This window comes from Enterobacter cloacae complex sp. P1B (assembly GCF_014982345.1).
Taxonomy (GTDB): Bacteria; Pseudomonadota; Gammaproteobacteria; order Enterobacterales; family Enterobacteriaceae; genus Enterobacter; species Enterobacter bugandensis.
Genome location: NZ_JADCLF010000003.1, coordinates 62021 through 79283, shown reverse-complemented (window position 1 = coordinate 79283; position 17263 = coordinate 62021). Strand labels below are relative to the sequence as shown.

At 54.6% G+C, this 17263-nt stretch carries 15 protein-coding genes; 2 read left to right on the top strand and 13 right to left on the bottom strand.

Annotated features, from left to right (window positions below):
* Positions 1–17 precede the first annotated feature (17 nt).
* From INF77_RS01705 to thpR, 13 genes are all read right to left on the bottom strand, one after another.
* Positions 18–596: a fimbrial protein gene (locus INF77_RS01705; RefSeq protein ID WP_193532920.1), complete on the bottom strand. Its 579-nt coding sequence runs from the start codon at positions 594–596 to the stop codon at positions 18–20.
* Between the two features lie 13 nt (positions 597–609).
* Positions 610–3189, bottom strand: coding sequence for an outer membrane usher protein (locus INF77_RS01700; RefSeq protein ID WP_048961414.1), 2580 nt, complete (start codon positions 3187–3189; stop codon positions 610–612).
* 65 nt (positions 3190–3254) lie between these two features.
* The gene (locus INF77_RS01695; RefSeq protein ID WP_047367347.1) at positions 3255–3992 is read right to left on the bottom strand and encodes a fimbrial chaperone; all 738 of its coding nucleotides are present in this window, start codon (positions 3990–3992) and stop codon (positions 3255–3257) included.
* Positions 3993–4054: 62 nt separating this feature from the next.
* A complete protein-coding gene (locus tag INF77_RS01690) occupies positions 4055–4642 on the bottom strand; it encodes a fimbrial protein (protein WP_047367348.1) in 588 nt (195 codons plus the stop codon).
* Between the two features lie 399 nt (positions 4643–5041).
* A complete protein-coding gene (gene panD / locus INF77_RS01685; RefSeq protein ID WP_003856284.1) occupies positions 5042–5422 on the bottom strand; it encodes an aspartate 1-decarboxylase in 381 nt (126 codons plus the stop codon).
* Positions 5423–5454: 32 nt separating this feature from the next.
* The gene (panC, locus tag INF77_RS01680; RefSeq protein WP_008501942.1) at positions 5455–6306 is read right to left on the bottom strand and encodes a pantoate--beta-alanine ligase; all 852 of its coding nucleotides are present in this window, start codon (positions 6304–6306) and stop codon (positions 5455–5457) included.
* A gap of 11 nt (positions 6307–6317) precedes the next feature.
* Positions 6318–7109: a 3-methyl-2-oxobutanoate hydroxymethyltransferase gene (gene panB / locus INF77_RS01675; RefSeq protein WP_045259479.1), complete on the bottom strand. Its 792-nt coding sequence runs from the start codon at positions 7107–7109 to the stop codon at positions 6318–6320.
* A gap of 123 nt (positions 7110–7232) precedes the next feature.
* Entirely contained in the window at positions 7233–7712 is a 480-nt protein-coding gene (folK, locus tag INF77_RS01670) for a 2-amino-4-hydroxy-6-hydroxymethyldihydropteridine diphosphokinase (protein ID WP_047367349.1), read from the bottom strand.
* Positions 7709–9106: a polynucleotide adenylyltransferase PcnB gene (gene pcnB / locus INF77_RS01665; RefSeq protein ID WP_028015552.1), complete on the bottom strand. Its 1398-nt coding sequence runs from the start codon at positions 9104–9106 to the stop codon at positions 7709–7711. Before pcnB ends, folK begins: the two co-directional genes overlap by 4 nt.
* A 42-nt stretch (positions 9107–9148) precedes the next feature.
* Positions 9149–10039, bottom strand: a complete 891-nt coding sequence (gene gluQRS, locus INF77_RS01660; RefSeq protein ID WP_193532980.1) for a tRNA glutamyl-Q(34) synthetase GluQRS — start codon at positions 10037–10039, stop codon at positions 9149–9151.
* A 59-nt stretch (positions 10040–10098) separates the two neighbouring features.
* Positions 10099–10554 carry an RNA polymerase-binding protein DksA gene (gene dksA / locus INF77_RS01655; RefSeq protein WP_013095632.1) on the bottom strand — a complete coding sequence of 152 codons (456 nt, stop codon included), beginning with the start codon at positions 10552–10554 and terminating at the stop codon, positions 10099–10101.
* Positions 10555–10730: 176 nt separating this feature from the next.
* Positions 10731–11435: a DNA/RNA nuclease SfsA gene (sfsA, locus tag INF77_RS01650; RefSeq protein WP_041911210.1), complete on the bottom strand. Its 705-nt coding sequence runs from the start codon at positions 11433–11435 to the stop codon at positions 10731–10733.
* Positions 11425–11979, bottom strand: coding sequence for an RNA 2',3'-cyclic phosphodiesterase (thpR, locus tag INF77_RS01645; protein WP_049137776.1), 555 nt, complete (start codon positions 11977–11979; stop codon positions 11425–11427). The genes sfsA and thpR overlap by 11 nt, the downstream gene beginning before the upstream one ends.
* A 73-nt stretch (positions 11980–12052) precedes the next feature.
* On the opposite strand from thpR, the gene hrpB reads away from it, so the two are divergent.
* Both hrpB and mrcB read left to right on the top strand, forming a co-directional pair.
* Positions 12053–14482 (top strand): ATP-dependent helicase HrpB, encoded by a 2430-nt coding sequence (gene hrpB, locus INF77_RS01640; protein WP_193532981.1) that lies wholly within the window; start codon positions 12053–12055, stop codon positions 14480–14482.
* A 145-nt stretch (positions 14483–14627) separates the two neighbouring features.
* Positions 14628–17153, top strand: a complete 2526-nt coding sequence (gene mrcB / locus INF77_RS01635) for a bifunctional glycosyl transferase/transpeptidase (protein ID WP_193532982.1) — start codon at positions 14628–14630, stop codon at positions 17151–17153.
* The last annotated feature ends 110 nt before the right edge of the window (positions 17154–17263 follow it).

Sequence of the window (17263 nt, the reverse complement as noted above, 5' to 3'; positions counted from 1 at the left end):
GCTCCGTATTGCGCCAGTTATTCATAGGTGAAATTAAACGTAGCGATACCGCTAAAGTTGCCAGTCATGCCTTGCCCGCTTGCAGTTTCCACCAGCGTCGCCAGGAGTTGAACTTCGCCAGCACTTATTTCTCCGCTCGACCAGACGAGGCGCTGAGTATCAGTGGATGAATTAATGACAAAAGGGGCATCCGGAGTGGCGGTGCGGGAAATCGCCACGCCAATATTTTCTGCGCTGCCCTCACCGGAGAGTGAATTTTTAATTGCCGTATTCAGTGGGCTGGCACTACCACTAATGGTCGTGTTCAGCTTTGTCAGACTCGAAGGGCATGAGACCATTTTGAGTTTAAAATTTGTTGTTGCTTTGGCATTTTTGAGGATGATGTAATCCAAGCGTACCTTGCCGTCGGTGCCAATGGGAATAACGTTGCTGGAGCCATCACCGCTGCCACCTTCAATTTTCATATCGCAGGTGGTGTCACGGATATTAGCGGTAAAGGTAATATCGAGATTATCGGCGTATGTTCCGAGCGGCAGCGCCATCAGACTCGAACTTAATACCCATAATCCTGTTTTTTTCCCAGGTTTAAAAAGCATGCTCTAACTCCTTTTATAATACTGTGATGCGGCAGGTCTGGCCTGTCAGCAGCGTTGTTGGTCCAATCTTTTTCGCATTGGGCGGAATCTGATAGGAGACAGTACAGGATGTGCCGGACTCACTTCCCCAGACGATTTTTAACAACCCTTTATCTTCAATTCCGCGAATCCAGGCTTGCCCGGCCTGGCCTACGCTACCTACGGATACGCCTTGCTCAGTTTGAACATCGGCACCAAGCGGAATAAACCCACCGTCGTCACGCGTCAGTTCCATTAACACTGAACGCCCTTGATCGGTCTCAAAATTAACCAGCACAACGGCACCGCTACGAGGGACAGTAGTGGAACGGGTATTTTTCACTTCAACGTCAGAGCGCATATCGCTGATATCAAGACCGACGTTGTTTTCACGGTAGGCAGACAGATAGGGCATAAGGGCATAGCCTGAAGAGCCAATTTCACCGTTACCGATGGAGACTCGGGCACCTTCTGCTCCCTCAGCTTTAATCAGCGCAAGCGTATCGCTTTCGCTAATGCTGCCAGGGGCGAGTGTTATGCCACCAGAGTGCAGAATCATCCCGCCGCTATAGCTGGCGGAATATTGTCGGCTATCGTCATCGGATGCGGAGACGGAAAGACTCACCGGTCCATGCGGGCCGTTATAACTCCCGTAACCGCTTAGCTGATTTAACGTATCGTCGTTACGCGTGGTGCTTTCGGTGATGCTGTAACTGAACCGGTTATCTTCGGTGTTGCCGTTGGCGCTGGCGTTAAAACTTCCACCGCCTTTTAGATCGCTGCCGATGCCCGTGGTGAGGGATGAGAACCCGCCTGCACGCTTGCCGTTACCCATCAGCGTGTCGAAAGGAATTGTGAGGCTAAGGTAGACACTATCATCCTTTTCCCCGAACTCGTTGTAAGTGCGCTGCACGGAGAGGCTGTAACTTCCCCAGCTTAACGATTGACTGTGGCCAACCGAGTACTGCGCTGATGAGCTGCTTTCATTCCAGTAGTCCTGCCAGGTGGAGTTGACATACAGCGATCCCAAATCAAGGCCGTTAAAGGCCAACGGCTGGCTGATGTTCACCTGGATCTGGTTCTTCATGCGCTGGAAAGTCTGGTACACATCGCTGTTATCACGGTCAGGGTTAAGTTCCCTGTCACGGTATTTGATCTCGTTGGTCAAGGAAGCTGCATCGCTCAGGCTGAGATAGTCAGATGTCGAAAACCGGTATGCTGCTACGTTGAAAGAGGTATTCGTGGCTTCCATGAGTTTGCTGTAGGAGATACGATAACTCTCACCCTTAAGATGCCGTAAGCCGTCGATCCGGGCATCAGAATGCGTGACATCAAAGGCGAATGCGCCAATGCGGGTGTTCATCGCCAAACCCACCAATGCGGCGTAAAAATCGCTATCGGTGTACTCCAGACCCGCATAACCTGTGAAGGTATTGGTTAATCCATAATAGCCCGTGGCGTAACCTACCTTTGGCTTGTCACGTAGGTTATCGTCACGCAGTTCACCCACGCCGACATCCCATCGGGAGTAGCCCGGGCGCAGCATTTGCGCGACCGAGGAATACGCGACCGAGAAGGAACGTTTGCTGCCATCCGCTTCTTCTACAGTGACGATAAGATCGCTGCCATAACCCGTCGTACTGAGATCTGAGATTTCAAAGGGCCCCGGCGGGACGGAGGTTTCGTAAATCGTGTTTCCGCTCTGGGCGATCGTGACTTTGGCGTTGCTGTTTGCCACACCCCGAATCACCGGCGCATAAGTCGATATGCCATTAGGAAGCATACGATCATCGTTATATAAACGCGCCCCGCGCAGACTAATGGAATCGAAAGCATCTCCACGGGTGTAGGAGTCTCCCGCGATAAACTGTGCTTTCAGCGGCGTGATATCACGCTGGAGATAAATGTCCTGGCTGGCGTAATGGGTACCGGAATCCCGATCCCAGTTCAGATTACCTCGTGCCCGGAGCCGCCACGGGCCCAGGTTTGCTCCATAGCGCAACCCTGCGTAGGCCGTATCGGTGCTGTAATCAGACGTGTCCGCGTGCCAGCCGTTAAGATCCCAGGAGAGCATCGCCGCCGGGATCCCGTCTTCCCAAAGTGAAGGATCGACAAATCCCGCCGGGCGCTGAATGACGAAAGCCTGGGGAATAGAAAGGTCCAACTCCTGTGTGGAAGGATCGTAAGCCACACGTGAGCCGGGATAGGCGTCTGACACAGAGATGCACGTATCTTCGGAATCATCCCCTGCTGGTTTAAGTTGCTCGGTTGCTACATTTGTCTGAGTGAGCAGTTTACGCGTGATGCAGGGCGTGGCGCGCGGTGTACCATTCTCCTTAAACACAAGATCCGTGGTAATGGAAGGTTTCCCGTTAATAACCACCTTCACCTTATACGTCCCGGCAAGAACAGGGTTGCCTTTTGAAAAACGGCTGACATCAATTGATGTACCGGTATTATAAAGAAACTGATCGTTAAACTGCACGTCTTCTTCTTTATTATTTTCAGCAGCAAATGCACAAAACGGCAATACCGCACTTATCGATAAACATAGTAGTGAACGTTTAAACCGCATGATGTACTCTGTCCCAGAGTTAAGCTAATTATAGTTATTCCGAATGATACGAGGCGGATAAATAATCAATTCTGTATGGATTCATACTTATCAATTCCACCGAAATCATTGATGGCTTGCCAGGTGATTTTGTTATACCCCAAGGTGTTATGATTTTTTACGTTCATAGTCTGGCTTGAGAATGGCTCAATATAATGCGTTTCAATATCGTAGCTTTTAGCACCAGCAATAAGCGTTGCCCCCGCCAGTGATACATAATAAGGTGAATCATTCTTCGCACTTAAAACGATATTTTGACCTTGCCGGGTTTCAGTCCATTTAAGATTTTTAGCCGCATCTGTCGGTTCTCCTTTCAAACCTGTAGGCCGGAAAAAGAGTTTTATGCGGGTACGGAATGCCAGCTGAAGCATGCTTTGCGTATCGCTTTCCTTTGCCTTTGGCGGAACTTCCAGAACGTTAAACCAGAACAGGGATTCTTTATCTTTTGGCAATGACTGACCAAGCCAGGTGATTCTGACCGTTTGCCCTTTTTGCGGTTCTACACGCGATACAGGAGGCGTGACAATAAAGGGAAGTTTCAGCTCTTGAGGATTAGTGGTATCTCTTCCGTCATCGAGCCAGGTTTGTACCAGTAAAGGTCTGGTGCCACGGTTATCCATAGACACCGTTACGTCTTTTGCCGATTCTGGATAAATGACACGGGTGCCGGAAATCACAATATCTGCACTGGCGTTAAGAGCAAAAACGCTCACCGAGGCCAGCAGCAGGGCTTTTAATCCGCTCTTAATATTCAGTAAGTACATGTCTACTCTCAAATAATACGAAAAAATGTGCCCGGCTGGGCACATTAACAGGACGAATAAAATTATTCGTAGCTCATGGTGAAGTAAGCGTTGGCGCTGACTTTACCTGACTGTACAGGGCTAGTATCTTTCACCCAATTGGAGCCAGGGACATAAGCAACACGGTAGAACAGTTTACCGGAGCCGGCTTTCAGGTCTGTTTTCTGCGTATTATTGTCAGGCTGGCCTACCATAATACGAGATGAAATGGTTGGGGCATTGTTAAACAGGGCAAGTGCAACGTTGGTTGCAGAGCCTTGTACGTTAGCATCGGGTTCAATAGTACCGTTCGCAATAGCGCCCATATTTTTTGACATGAAGCTTGCAGAGGCATTCTTTAATGTCTCAGGGCAATTGGTGAGCAGCAGTTCAAAGTTTTTGGAACCGACGCCAGTATCAATAGTTGTGGATTCAACTTCAGATTTTTTAACGACGGGTAAGGTAATAGTAATATTGCTTTGTGATTCACCATTAGAGGTGGAAATATTACATGTTGTGTCTGTTACCGCACCATCAAAGGTGATTAAACCAAGATCCGTATCTGCGATTGCTGAAAAAGAACCTACTGCAAACAAAGCTACAGCTGAAGCTAATAACGTTTTTTTTAACATAATTGAAATTCCATTTAAAAAACATTGTAATGATTTAATACAAGCAAAATGATGATAGGGATCTCTGTATACGTTGGGTATTTAGAATTACTAAAAGTTATAATTAGAAAAAATTAAAGATTGATAAGTCATTGAAAAAGATCTTGAAAATGATCTCAAAAAAAACACTGGGGATTATTTTTTATTGCGTTGATGTGGTATTGGCAGGCTTGGATTATTAATGGCATTGATCATTTCCCATTCGCATATAACTGAGGGGAATGTTTATTTAAGAAAGGAGACGCGAAAAGAGAGGTGAAAATAAGTGAAATGAGTAAAGAGATGCTATTTACATAATTCAGAATGATGTGTTTTTTCCTGTTAAGGAGCGGATCCAGAGGGTTCCGCTCCTTGTTAGAATCAGGCAACCTGAACCGGAATCGCCTTTGCGGTGCGCTTCATTTCATTGTCGCCTTCGAAGTAGGCCACTTTAGGCTGCCAGCGGCGGGCTTCTTCGTCAGACATCATCACGAAGCTGGCGATGATCACAATGTCGCCCACGTCCGCACAGTGCGCCGCAGCGCCGTTAACGGAGATGATTTTAGAACCGCGCTCGGCGGCAATCGCATAAGTAGAGAAGCGTTTACCGTTGTTCACGTTCCAGATATCAATCGCTTCGTTTTCAAGGATACCCGCCGCGTCGAGAAAATCCTGGTCAATGGCGCAGGAGCCTTCATAGTGCAGGTCGGCCTGGGTGACTTTCACACGGTGAAGCTTACCTTGCAGCATTTTGCGAATCATTACGTTTACCTTTAATTATCAAGGGTGAAGAACTACGCCAGCTCAACCACTTTATTATCAATCAGGCGTGCCTGGCCGAGCCATGCCGCCACCAGGATGACTGCGCGCTTGCTGTTCTGAGTTAATTCCAGCAGCGTATCAGCATCACGAATTTGTACGTCGTCAGCACGAAGGCCCTTATCGTTAAGCGCCTGCTCGGCAAGGGCAATAATCTCTTCTGCTGTTAACTCTTTTGCCAGCATCTGCTCTGCCATGGTGTTCATCACCTTGCTCAGGCCCGGCGCGATTTTACGCTGTTCGGCGGTCAGGTAACCATTCCGCGAGCTGAGCGCCAGACCGTCTTTCGCACGCACAATCGGTACGCCGACGATCTCAATATCGTAACCCATGTCAGCAACCATCTTGCGGATCAGCGCCAGCTGCTGGAAATCTTTCTCACCGAAGCAGGCAACGTCCGGCTGCACCAGGTTAAATAGCTTGCTGACGATGGTGGAGACGCCGCGGAAGTGGCCCGGACGGCTTGCTCCTTCCAGCATGGTGGAAATGCCCGGGACGTCAACGTAGGTCGCCTCTTCGGTACCCTGCGGGTAAACGTCCGCCGGTGCAGGTGAGAAGACGATATCCGCGTGGCGTTTTTTGAGCTTCTCGCAATCTTCCTGCAGGGTGCGCGGATAGCGTGCCAGATCGTCGGCGCGGTCGAACTGCATGGGGTTCACGAAGATACTGACCACCACGATATCTGCTCGCGCACGGGCTTCGTCGACGAGCTTCATGTGGCCGTCATGCAGATTGCCCATGGTCGGGACCAGTGCGATACGTTTACCTTCCTGACGCGCGCGGCGGATATGCTGGCGAAGCAGCGGCAGGGTTTCAATGATTAGCACAACGAGACTCCTTAATGGAAACTGTGTTCTTCACCCGGGTAAACACCGGATTCAACGTCGGCAATATACTGCCTGACCGCAGCGCGCATGTCGCCCGCTTCAGTGAGGAAATTTTTGGCAAATTTCGGGATATGCCCGCCAGTAATACCAAAGGCGTCGTGCATCACCAGAATCTGACCGTCGGTCACGTTGCCTGCACCAATACCAATCACCGGAATGGAGAGTGCGTCGGTGATGCGTTTCGCCAGCTCAACCGGCACGCACTCCAGCACCAGCAGCTGGGCGCCTGCGGCTTCCAGCGCCAGGGCATCCTCAAACAGCGTCTGCGCTGCGTCGCCGCGGCCCTGCACCTTATACCCGCCAAAGATGTTGACGGACTGCGGGGTCAGGCCCAAATGACCACACACCGGCACGGCGCGTTCGGTGAGCATTTTCACCGTCTCCACCAGCCAGGCGCCGCCTTCAATTTTGACCATATTAGCGCCAGCGCGCATCACTGCCGCCGCGTTTTCAAATGCCTGCTCTGGCGTGGCATAGGCCATAAAAGGCAGGTCGGAAAGCAGAAGGCAGCCTGGCGCACCGCGGCGTACCGCACGGGTGTGATATGCAATATCTTCGACCGTGACCGGCAGGGTGGAATCATGTCCTTGTACCGTCATCCCTAACGAATCTCCGACCAGCATGACGTTGATACCCTCTTCAGCAAACAGTTTGGCGAAGCTGTAGTCATACGCGGTGATGGTGGCGAAGCGTTTTTTTTCCTGTTTGCATTTCTGCAGTAAGGAGATGGTGGTTGGTTTCATACTGTTTCCTGATAGCCCAAAAGCGAATCTTTGCGCATTCTAACAGTAACATTCGAGGGAACAATGATTTTAGGTAATCGATTAACCACAATTATTTTGTGGTCAATCGGTGAGGGAAGAGGATCACCAGCGAGCGGGTCTTTCCGCGTTCAGGTTGTCCAGAACGGCTTTGAGCGGGATGCCTTCCGGGAAGGTGAGATCGGGCGCCACTTCAAAGAGCGGCCAGAGCATAAAGCCACGATTTTTCATGTCGTAATGCGGTACGGTGAGGCGTTCAGTGTTAATCACCTCATGGCCGAACAGCATAATATCGAGATCAAGCGTGCGCGGCCCCCAGCGTTCGGCTTTGCGTACGCGCCCCTGCTGCAGTTCGATGCGCTGAGTGTTGTCCAGCAGCGTTTCGGCATCGAGGGATGTTTCCAGCACCACGGCGGCGTTCAGATAATCAGGCTGATCCTGCGGGCCTAGCGGCGGCGTGCGGTAAAAGGAGGAGACCGCCACGATACGGCTTTGCGGGATCTCACCCAGCGCCTGTACGGCAGCATTCACCTGCTCCAGCGGAGAGGCTAAATTGCTGCCGATGGCGATATACGCAAGGGTCATGCTGTCCCTTCACGACGCGGTGCGCGTTTGCGCGGACGACGATGACGGCGACGCGGGGCAGGTTCTTCATCCAGCCCGGTCAGCATATCTTTCTGCTCCGGCGGGGCGGAAACCTGGAATTCGGCCCACCACTGCGCCAGGCGCTGCAGCTCCTGATTGCGTTCAGTTTCCGCACGCAGCGACAGCAGGTCGAAGGCGGCGCGGAACTTTGGATGCTCCATCAGCTTCCAGGCACGTTTGCCCTGACGGCGGGACATGCGCAGCTGAAGCTGCCAGATGTCGCGCACCAGCGTGGTAATACGTTTTGGGATAGCCAGCGTGCGGCACCCTTCGTCCAATACATCGTTCGCGGCCAGCGCGAAGGCATCGTAATAGGCGAGGCCGCTCTCCTGGGTGATTCTTTGAGCCGTTTCCAGCAGCGGGTACCAGAACATTGCCGCAAACAGGAATGCCGGGTTCACGCGCATATCGTTATGGATGCGGGTGTCGGTATTTTTCAGCACCTGCGCAATCATCCGCTCCATTGGGCTGTCGCCGTTTTCGGTGAAGTAACGGGTAATGGTCGGGAACAGCGGCTGGAACAGGTTGTATTCGCGCAGCAGATTGTAGGTTTCGAACCCGTAGCCGGCCTGCAGCAGCTTCAGCGCCTCTTCAAACAGGCGGGCTGGCGGCACGTCGTTAATCAGCGTCGCCAGACGCGGGATCGGCTCTGCGGTTTCCGGGCTGATGCGCATGTTCAGCTTGGCGGCAAAACGCACGGCGCGCAGCATGCGCACCGGATCTTCGCGATAGCGCGTTTCCGGCGTGCCGATCAGGCGGATCAGACCCTCTTTCAGGTCCTGCATGCCGCCGACGTAATCACGCACGGTGAAATCCGCCACGCTGTAATAAAGGCTGTTGATGGTGAAGTCGCGACGCTGGGCATCTTCTTCGATAGAGCCGAAGATATTGTCGCGCAGCAGCATACCGTTCTGGCCGCGCTGTGACGTGGTGCGGTCGGATGCACCCGCTTCGTGGTGGCCGCGGAAGGTCGCCACTTCGATGATTTCCGGCCCAAACATCACGTGAGCCAGACGGAAACGGCGGCCAACGAGACGGCAGTTGCGGAATAATTTACGCACCTGCTCGGGCGTGGCGCTGGTCGTCACGTCGAAATCTTTCGGTTTTTTGCCCAGCAATAAATCACGCACCCCACCGCCAACGAGATAGGCCTCGTAGCCCGCTTTATTCAGACGATAGAGTACCTTGAGGGCATTTTCACTGATATCTTTGCGGGAAATATTGTGCTGCTCACGCGGAATAACCGACATGTGTGGCTGTGCAATAGCGTCGTTCGCCATGCTCTCTTCGCGGCTTAGCACTTTACGGCAAAAATTAGCGACTCGGGTAAAAATGGTACACCTCGTAGTGTGTTTTGTTATGAAAAAAGCGGCTAATCATAGCTCAGCGCAACGCATTTGAGAATGCTGGATTTTTGGCACTGCCGCGAGCGTCCAGTTGGCAATGGCTATTTTCAGCAATTCGTCAATGCGCAGATCCTGCCATTCGTTGGTTACATTCTGGTTGAGAAATCGCAGCGCGTCGATCAAAACAGGACGCGGATCGCCGTCTGGCAGGGCCGGGGCGTGGTTTTGCTTGGAGAGCTTAATGCCCTGCGCATTGACCGCCAGCGGCAGATGAATGTAATCCGGCGCCGTCCAGCCAAACTGATGATAAAGCGAGATTTGCCGTACGGTCGGTTCGACCAGGTCCGCCCCGCGCACAATTTCCGTCACGCCCTGGAAATGATCGTCGACGACCACCGCCAGGTTATACGCAAACAGACCATCACGACGGTGAATAATAAAATCTTCACATGCCAGACGTTCATCCGCCCTAATCTCACCGGAGAGCCGATCGTGGAAGCGGGTGACGGGCGCGCGCTGTAGCAAGCGTACGGCGGCATTTTTCGGGGGAAGATTCAGCGTGCGGCAGTGGCCGTCATACACACCTCCCACGCTCTGGATACGCGCGCGGGTGCAGGTGCAGTTATAGGAGAGCCCCTGAGCACTGAGCCAGGCCAGACGTTCCCGATAAGCCTCATGTCGTTGTGACTGCCACAGAACGTCGCCGTCCCAGTGAAGACCGTAATGTTCCAGCTGACGCAGAATGGTGTCTGCAGCACCGGGAACTTCACGCGGAGGGTCAATATCTTCGATGCGGACGAGCCATTTACCCTGACTGGCGCGAGCCTGCAGGTAGCTACCAAGCGCGGCAATTAATGAGCCGAAGTGTAATTCACCGGAAGGAGATGGCGCAAAGCGCCCGATATAGTGTGATTCAGACATATCAACAGTAACAAGGCGGGAGAGACTCCCGCCTTTGAAGTGTATAAACAGCGCTGGCGTTAGCCGGCCATCTGTTTTTCGCGGATTTCGGCCAGCGTTTTACAGTCGATGCACAGATCGGCGGTTGGACGCGCTTCCAGGCGACGAATACCGATTTCAACACCGCAGGATTCGCAGTAGCCAAAATCTTCGTCTTCGACTTTTTTCAGCGTTTTCTCGATCTTTTTGATCAGTTTGCGTTCGCGGTCACGGTTACGCAGTTCGAGGCTGAACTCTTCTTCCTGAGCGGCACGGTCTACCGGATCCGGGAAGTTAGCAGCTTCATCCTGCATATGCGAAACGGTGCGATCCACTTCATCCCTGAGTTGATTACGCCATGCTTCAAGAATACGCTTGAAGTGCGACAGCTGGGCTTCGTTCATATACTCTTCGCCCGGCTTCTCTTGATACGGCTCCACCCCAGCGATGGCGAGAATACTCAGGGACGATGTTTTACGGTTTTGCCCTTCTTGCATGTTGCTTCTCCTTAACACGCACTATCGATCCCCGTGTTGGGGGAAAAATCAGGTCGCTATAAATAGCAGATGCTTTTCCGTATGGCAATTATCTAAACGTAACACTTGACAAGCCTGTGAGGAAAAGCGTATTTGCGCACGCGGCCAGAACACTTATTCATCAATCGTCTAATCCCTTATAAGACAATGGGAAGAGACGATCTCAGAGTCATATTATCGGCAGAAAGTTCCGCTTTATAAGCTAAAACCTCTACCCCCTGCTTTTGTGCCTCATTCAACAGTTGTGCGTATTTAGGATCGATATGGCGGGCAGGGGAAAACCGTTCAATCGCTGTATGCAACACCGCAAACAGCAATACGGCGCGTTTGCCCGCCGCCGCAACACTCATTAGCTCTCGCAGATGCTTCTGCCCGCGTAGCGTTACCGCATCCGGAAAGAAGCCGTTTTCCTGTTCCGCTAACGTCACTGATTTTACTTCAATATAGCACTCAGGACGGCCTTCCGCCTGTAACATGAAGTCAATTCTGCTGCCTTCATCGCCGTATTTCACTTCTGTTTTATGCGTACCGTAACCCACCAGTTCGGGAATGGCGCCATTCGTCAGCGCTTCCTTAACCAGCTGATTTGCACGCAGAGTATTAACACAAATAAACGCCCCGTTTTGCGTTTCGGTTATTTCCCAGGTATGGGGATATTTGCGTTTAGTATTTTCTGAAGTGGAATACCAGACCGTGTCACCCGGCGCGGCGCAACCGGTCATGGCGCCGGTGTTGGGGCAGTGCAGGGTGAGCTCTTCGCCTTCCGGCGTCACCACGTCGGCGAGGAAGCGTTTGTAGCGTTGGATCAGCGTGGCGGACTGGAGTGCAGGACTAAACTTCATCGGAATTCCTTGTGGTGTCGCCCAACGTCCAGCGCTGTAGCGGCCTGTAGCGGGTGCGTCCCCGTGCAAAGACGGATTCATAAAGCGCGAATTCATTAACCGGAAAAGCCCAGTGAAAACCCGGCGGCGGAATGGCAACGGCCTGACCGGCATCGCGCAGCAGCGTGACGTGCGGATGAAACGGCTGCGGGCTCTGGTAACAGCCGCTGCGCGCTGCCTGCGCGCGCAACATATTGGCGAGCTGTAACAACCCGCGCGGCGGCTGGCGCGTACCCAGCCAGACCACGCGCGAACGCAGCCACTGACCCGCATCGTCAAGGTGCAGCGTAAACGCCGGCTGGACAATACGCCCGGCCATGGCGGCTAATGCCCGCTGTTTTTCGGCGCTCACGTCACCCAAAAAGGCCAGCGTCAGGTGCAGGTTTGCCGCCGCAACAGGTCGGCCCGCTTCCGGTGGAAAATGTTCCGCGCGCCAGCGAACGATTTGCCGCTGTAGGGTGGTGGGCAATTCAATGGCAAAAAACAGCCGTTTCGAATCAGACATACGGGGGACTCGGTAATGATATGCGCCGATGCTACAATGTACGCCGACTAATGTTAACCCTCTGGAGCAGTTAGTGTCCTCATTGCCGGTCGCCGTCGTTCTTCCTGAGCTTCTCGCTGCCTTACAACATGCCCCGCAGGTTTTGCTTAACGCGCCTACGGGGGCGGGTAAATCTACCTGGCTGCCGCTGCAGATCCTTAAAGAGGGGAAGATTGCCGGGAAAATTATCCTGCTGGAGCCGCGCAGGCTGGCCGCGCGCAACGTGGCGCAGCGCCTGGCGGAACTGCTGAATGAAAAACCGGGTGAAACGGTAGGCTACCGGATGCGCGCCGAAACCTGCGTCGGCCCGTCCACGCAGCTTGAGGTGGTCACCGAGGGCATTCTTACCCGCATGCTGCAAAACGACCCGGAGTTGAACGGCGTCGGGCTGGTGATCCTGGATGAATTCCACGAGCGCAGCCTGCAGGCCGATCTGGCCCTCGCGCTGTTGCTCGACGTTCAGCAGGGGCTGCGCGACGATCTGCGGCTGCTGATTATGTCGGCGACGCTGGATAACGAGCGGCTACGACAGGTATTACCCGATGCGCCGGTCATCAGCTCAGAAGGACGGGCATTTCCTGTTGAGCGTCGCTATCAGCCGCTTCCTGCCCATCAGCGCTTTGACGAAGCGGTAGCTATTGCTACTGCTGACCTGCTTCGCCAGGCGCCCGGCTCGCTGCTGCTGTTTTTGCCCGGCGTGGGGGAGATTCAGCGCGTGCAGGAGCGGCTGGCCTCCAGGGTGGGCAGTGACGTACTGCTTTGCCCGCTCTATGGCGCCCTGTCGTTGACCGAGCAGCGTAAAGCCATCCTTCCCGCCCCGGCGGGGCAGCGTAAAGTCGTGCTGGCAACCAACATTGCCGAAACCAGTTTAACCATCGAAGGCATTCGCCTGGTGGTGGATAGCGCGCAGGAGAGGGTGGCGAGCTTTGATCCGCGCACCGGGCTGACTAAACTGCTGACACAACGCATCAGCCAGGCGTCAATGGTGCAGCGCGCGGGCCGTGCGGGGCGTCTTGAGCCGGGTATTTGCCTGCATTTGACCAGCGCGGAGCAGGCTGAACGCGCGGCACAGCAAAGCACGCCGGAGATTTTACAAAGCGATCTCTCCGGGCTGGTGATGGATCTCCTGCTGTGGGGCTGCCCGGATCCTGAACAGCTCACCTGGCTTAATCCGCCGCCTGTCGTGAATCTCGCCGCCGCGCGCAGCCTGCTCACCCAGCTTGGCGCACTGGAAGGTGAACGTCTGACGGCGCGCGGTCAGAAAATGGCGGCGCTGGGCAACGATCCGCGTCTGGCGGCGATGCTGGTGGCCGCTCAGGGCGAAGATGAAATTGCCACAGCGGCGAAACTGGCGGCTATTCTTGAGGAGCCGCCGCGCGGAGGCAGCAGCGATCTGGGGCAGGCGTTTTCGCGCAATCAGGGAAACTGGCAGCAGCGGGCGCAGCAGCTGTGCAAACGCCTGAACTGCCGGGGCGGTTCACCTGACGGCGATAAGATTGCCTCCCTTCTGGCGCTGGCCTTCCCGGACAGGATTGCGCGCCGCCGCGGGCTGGATGGACGCTATCAGCTGGCAAACGGCATGGGGGCGATGCTGGACAGCGATGATGCCCTGACGCGACATGAATGGCTGATCGCGCCGCTCCTGCTTCAGGGCAGCCAGTCTCCTGATGCCCGTATTTTACAGGCGATTGCCGCGGACATAGATGCCCTGACGCGTACCTGCCCGCAGCTGCTCCAGCAATCGGACATCGTGGAATGGGATGACGCTCAGGGGACGCTAAAGGCGTTTCGGCGTAGTCAGATTGGCAAACTGATCCTCGGGACGAAACCGCTGGCGAAGCCGTCGGAAGAAGAGTTACACCAGGCAATGCTGAACGGCATTCGGGAAAAGGGCCTTAACGTTCTGAATCGGACGCCGGAAGCTGAACAGTATCGCATTCGTCTGCACTGCGCCGCGAAGTGGCTACCGGAATACGGCTGGCCCGCGGTGGATGATGAGACGCTGCTCGCGACGCTTGAGCAGTGGCTGCTGCCACAAATGAGCGGCGTGCACTCTCTGCGCGCCCTTAAGGCGCTTGATGTTAAGACCGCGTTACAGAATTTACTGGACTGGTCATTACGTCAACGTCTGGATAGTGAGCTTCCTGGGCATTACACTGTGCCCACCGGGAGCCGGATTGCCATTCGTTATCATGAGGATAATCCTCCGGCGCTGGCGGTTCGGATGCAGGAGATGTTTGGTGAGGCAACCACACCGTCTATTGCGGAAGGGCGGGTGCCGTTGGTGCTTGAGCTGCTCTCGCCTGCGCATCGTCCGTTGCAGATCACCCGCGATCTGGGAGCGTTCTGGGCGGGAAGCTACCGTGAAGTGCAGAAAGAGATGAAAGGGCGCTACCCCAAACACGTATGGCCGGACGATCCGGCGAATACGGCGCCGACGCGGCGGACGAAGAAATATTCGTAGTGGGGAAAGTGCGGCCTGATGCCCTCACCCCGGCCCTCTCCCACGGAGAGAGGGAGAAAACCAATTTTGAGAGATTTCTTCTATCACAGGCCTGTGGAAGAAAAGAAAATCTGGCCTTTGCGCCTGAAAGTTGCGGAGAAAAAGCATGGCGGGGAATGACCGCGAGCCAATAGGACGTAAGGGAAAACCCGCGCGTCCGGCGAAAGAAAAAGTAAGCCGTCGTCGCCTCAGAGATGAGGAGTATGACGATGGCTATGAAGACGATTATGAGGATGAAGAACCCATGCCGCGTAAAGGAAAAGGCAAAGGGCGTAAGCCTCGTGGGAAGCGCGGCTGGTTCTGGCTGCTGCTGAAGCTGTTCATTGTTTTTGTTGTGCTGATCGCGATTTACGGCGTTTATCTGGATCAGAAGATCCGCAGCCGTATCGACGGGAAAGTCTGGCAATTGCCGGCGGCAGTGTATGGTCGCATGGTGAACCTTGAGCCGGACATGTCCATCAGCAAGAACGAGATGGTGAAACTGCTGCAAGCTACGCAGTATCGTCAGGTCACGAAAATGACCCGCCCGGGCGAATTTACCGTCCAGGCGAAAAGCATTGAGATGATCCGCCGCCCGTTCGACTTCCCGGACAGCAAAGAGGGGCAGGTGCGCGCGCGTCTGACTTTTGACGGCGATCGGCTGGAAACCATTGAGAACATGGACAATAACCGCCAGTTCGGTTTCTTCCGTCTTGATCCGCGTCTGATCACCATGCTCTCGTCCGCCAATGGCGAACAGCGCCTGTTCGTGGCGCGTAACGGCTTCCCGGATCTGCTGGTGGATACCCTGCTGGCAACCGAAGACCGCCATTTCTACGAGCACGACGGTATCAGTCTCTACTCCATCGGCCGTGCGGTGCTGGCGAACCTGACTGCGGGCCGTACCGTGCAGGGGGCGAGTACGCTTACTCAGCAGCTGGTGAAGAACCTGTTCCTCTCCAGCGAGCGTTCTTACTGGCGTAAAGCCAACGAAGCGTACATGGCCGTGCTGATGGATGCGCGCTACAGCAAGGATCGTATCCTTGAGCTGTACATGAACGAGGTGTACCTCGGCCAGAGCGGCGATAACGAGATCCGCGGCTTCCCGCTGGCGAGCCTGTACTACTTTGGCCGTCCGGTGGAAGAGCTCAGCCTTGACCAGCAGGCGCTGCTGGTGGGCATGGTGAAAGGGGCGTCCATTTATAACCCGTGGCGCAACCCGAAACTGGCGCTGGAGCGTCGTAACCTGGTACTGCGTCTGCTGCAACAGCAGCAGGTGATTGACCAGGAATTATACGACATGCTTAGCGCACGTCCGCTGGGCGTGCAGCCGCGCGGTGGGGTGATCTCTCCGCAGCCTGCTTTCATGCAGATGGTGCGCCAGGAGCTGCAAAGCAAGCTCGGTGATAAGGTCAAAGATCTCTCCGGCGTGAAGATCTTCACAACCTTTGACTCGGTAGCCCAGGACGCGGCAGAAAAAGCGGCGGTGGAAGGGATCCCGGCGCTGAAGAAGCAGCGCAAGCTCTCCGATCTGGAAACCGCGATGGTGGTGGTTGACCGCAATACCGGCGAAGTGCGCGCGATGGTGGGCGGCGCAGAGCCGCAGTATGCGGGCTACAACCGCGCGATGCAGGCGCGTCGTTCGATTGGCTCTCTGGCTAAACCGGCGACCTATCTCACCGCGCTGAGCCAGCCGAATTTGTATCGCCTGAACACCTGGATCGCCGATGCGCCAATCTCCCTGCGTCAGCCTAACGGCCAGGTCTGGTCACCGCAGAACGATGATAAACAGTTCAGCGGCCAGGTGATGCTGGTGGACGCGTTAACCCGCTCCATGAACGTACCTACGGTTAACCTCGGTATGGCGCTGGGCCTGCCGGCCATTGTCGATACCTGGCAGAAGCTGGGCGTACCGAAAGATCAGCTGCACCCTGTTCCGGCGATGATTCTGGGGGCGCTTAACCTGACGCCGATCGAAGTGGCGCAGGCGTTCCAGACCATTGCCAGCGGGGGTAACCGCGCACCGCTCTCTGCCCTGCGTTCGGTGATTGCCGAAGATGGCTCCGTGCTGTATCAGAGCTTCCCGCAGGCTGAACGTGCCGTTCCTGCGCAGGCGGCCTACATGACGCTGTGGACGATGCAGCAGGTTGTGCAGCGCGGTACCGGTCGTCAGTTGGGGGCGAAGTATCCTGGTCTGCATCTGGCGGGTAAAACCGGGACCACCAACAACAACGTCGATACCTGGTTTGCCGGTATTGATGGCCGTGAAGTGGTGATCACCTGGGTAGGCCGTGACAACAACCAGCCGACCAAACTTTACGGGGCGAGCGGGGCGATGTCGATTTACCAGCGCTACCTGGCGAACCAGTCACCTGTGCCGCTGAACCTGGTCGCGCCGGAAGATATCGTCGATATGGGCGTGGATGGTTCCGGGAACTTTATCTGCGGCGGCGGGATGCGTACCCTGCCGGTCTGGACGACCAACCCGGACTCACTGTGCCAGCAGAGCCAGCCTGAACAGCCAACGGGCAACCCGTTCGATCAATCTTCTCAGCCGCAGCAGCCGCAGCAACAACCGGCCCAGCAGCAGAACGAGAAGAAAGACAGTGATGGCGTGGCCGGCTGGATCAAGGATATGTTTGGTGGGAATTAATTAATTCCCTGAATAAAAAGCCGCTTTAATATAAAGCGGTTTTTTTGTTTTTTACATCCTGCAATTTTTAAAAAAATTAAATATCTAATTTAGATTTTTTAAGTTCTCAT

Excerpts from the sequence above, each read along its gene's own strand:
- thpR (WP_049137776.1), bottom strand. The coding sequence starts at position 11,979 with ATGTCTGATTCGAAACGGCTGTTTTTTGCCATTGAATTGCCCACCACC.
- INF77_RS01705 (WP_193532920.1), bottom strand. The coding sequence starts at position 596 with ATGCTTTTTAAACCTGGGAAAAAAACAGGATTATGGGTATTAAGTTCG.
- folK (WP_047367349.1), bottom strand. The coding sequence starts at position 7,712 with ATGACCCTTGCGTATATCGCCATCGGCAGCAATTTAGCCTCTCCGCTG.
- INF77_RS01690 (WP_047367348.1), bottom strand. The coding sequence starts at position 4,642 with ATGTTAAAAAAAACGTTATTAGCTTCAGCTGTAGCTTTGTTTGCAGTA.
- dksA (WP_013095632.1), bottom strand. The coding sequence starts at position 10,554 with ATGCAAGAAGGGCAAAACCGTAAAACATCGTCCCTGAGTATTCTCGCC.
- INF77_RS01695 (WP_047367347.1), bottom strand. The coding sequence starts at position 3,992 with ATGTACTTACTGAATATTAAGAGCGGATTAAAAGCCCTGCTGCTGGCC.
- panD (WP_003856284.1), bottom strand. The coding sequence starts at position 5,422 with ATGATTCGCAAAATGCTGCAAGGTAAGCTTCACCGTGTGAAAGTCACC.
- INF77_RS01700 (WP_048961414.1), bottom strand. The coding sequence starts at position 3,189 with ATGCGGTTTAAACGTTCACTACTATGTTTATCGATAAGTGCGGTATTG.
- panB (WP_045259479.1), bottom strand. The coding sequence starts at position 7,109 with ATGAAACCAACCACCATCTCCTTACTGCAGAAATGCAAACAGGAAAAA.
- gluQRS (WP_193532980.1), bottom strand. The coding sequence starts at position 10,039 with ATGTCTGAATCACACTATATCGGGCGCTTTGCGCCATCTCCTTCCGGT.
- sfsA (WP_041911210.1), bottom strand. The coding sequence starts at position 11,435 with ATGAAGTTTAGTCCTGCACTCCAGTCCGCCACGCTGATCCAACGCTAC.
- mrcB (WP_193532982.1), top strand. The coding sequence starts at position 14,628 with ATGGCGGGGAATGACCGCGAGCCAATAGGACGTAAGGGAAAACCCGCG.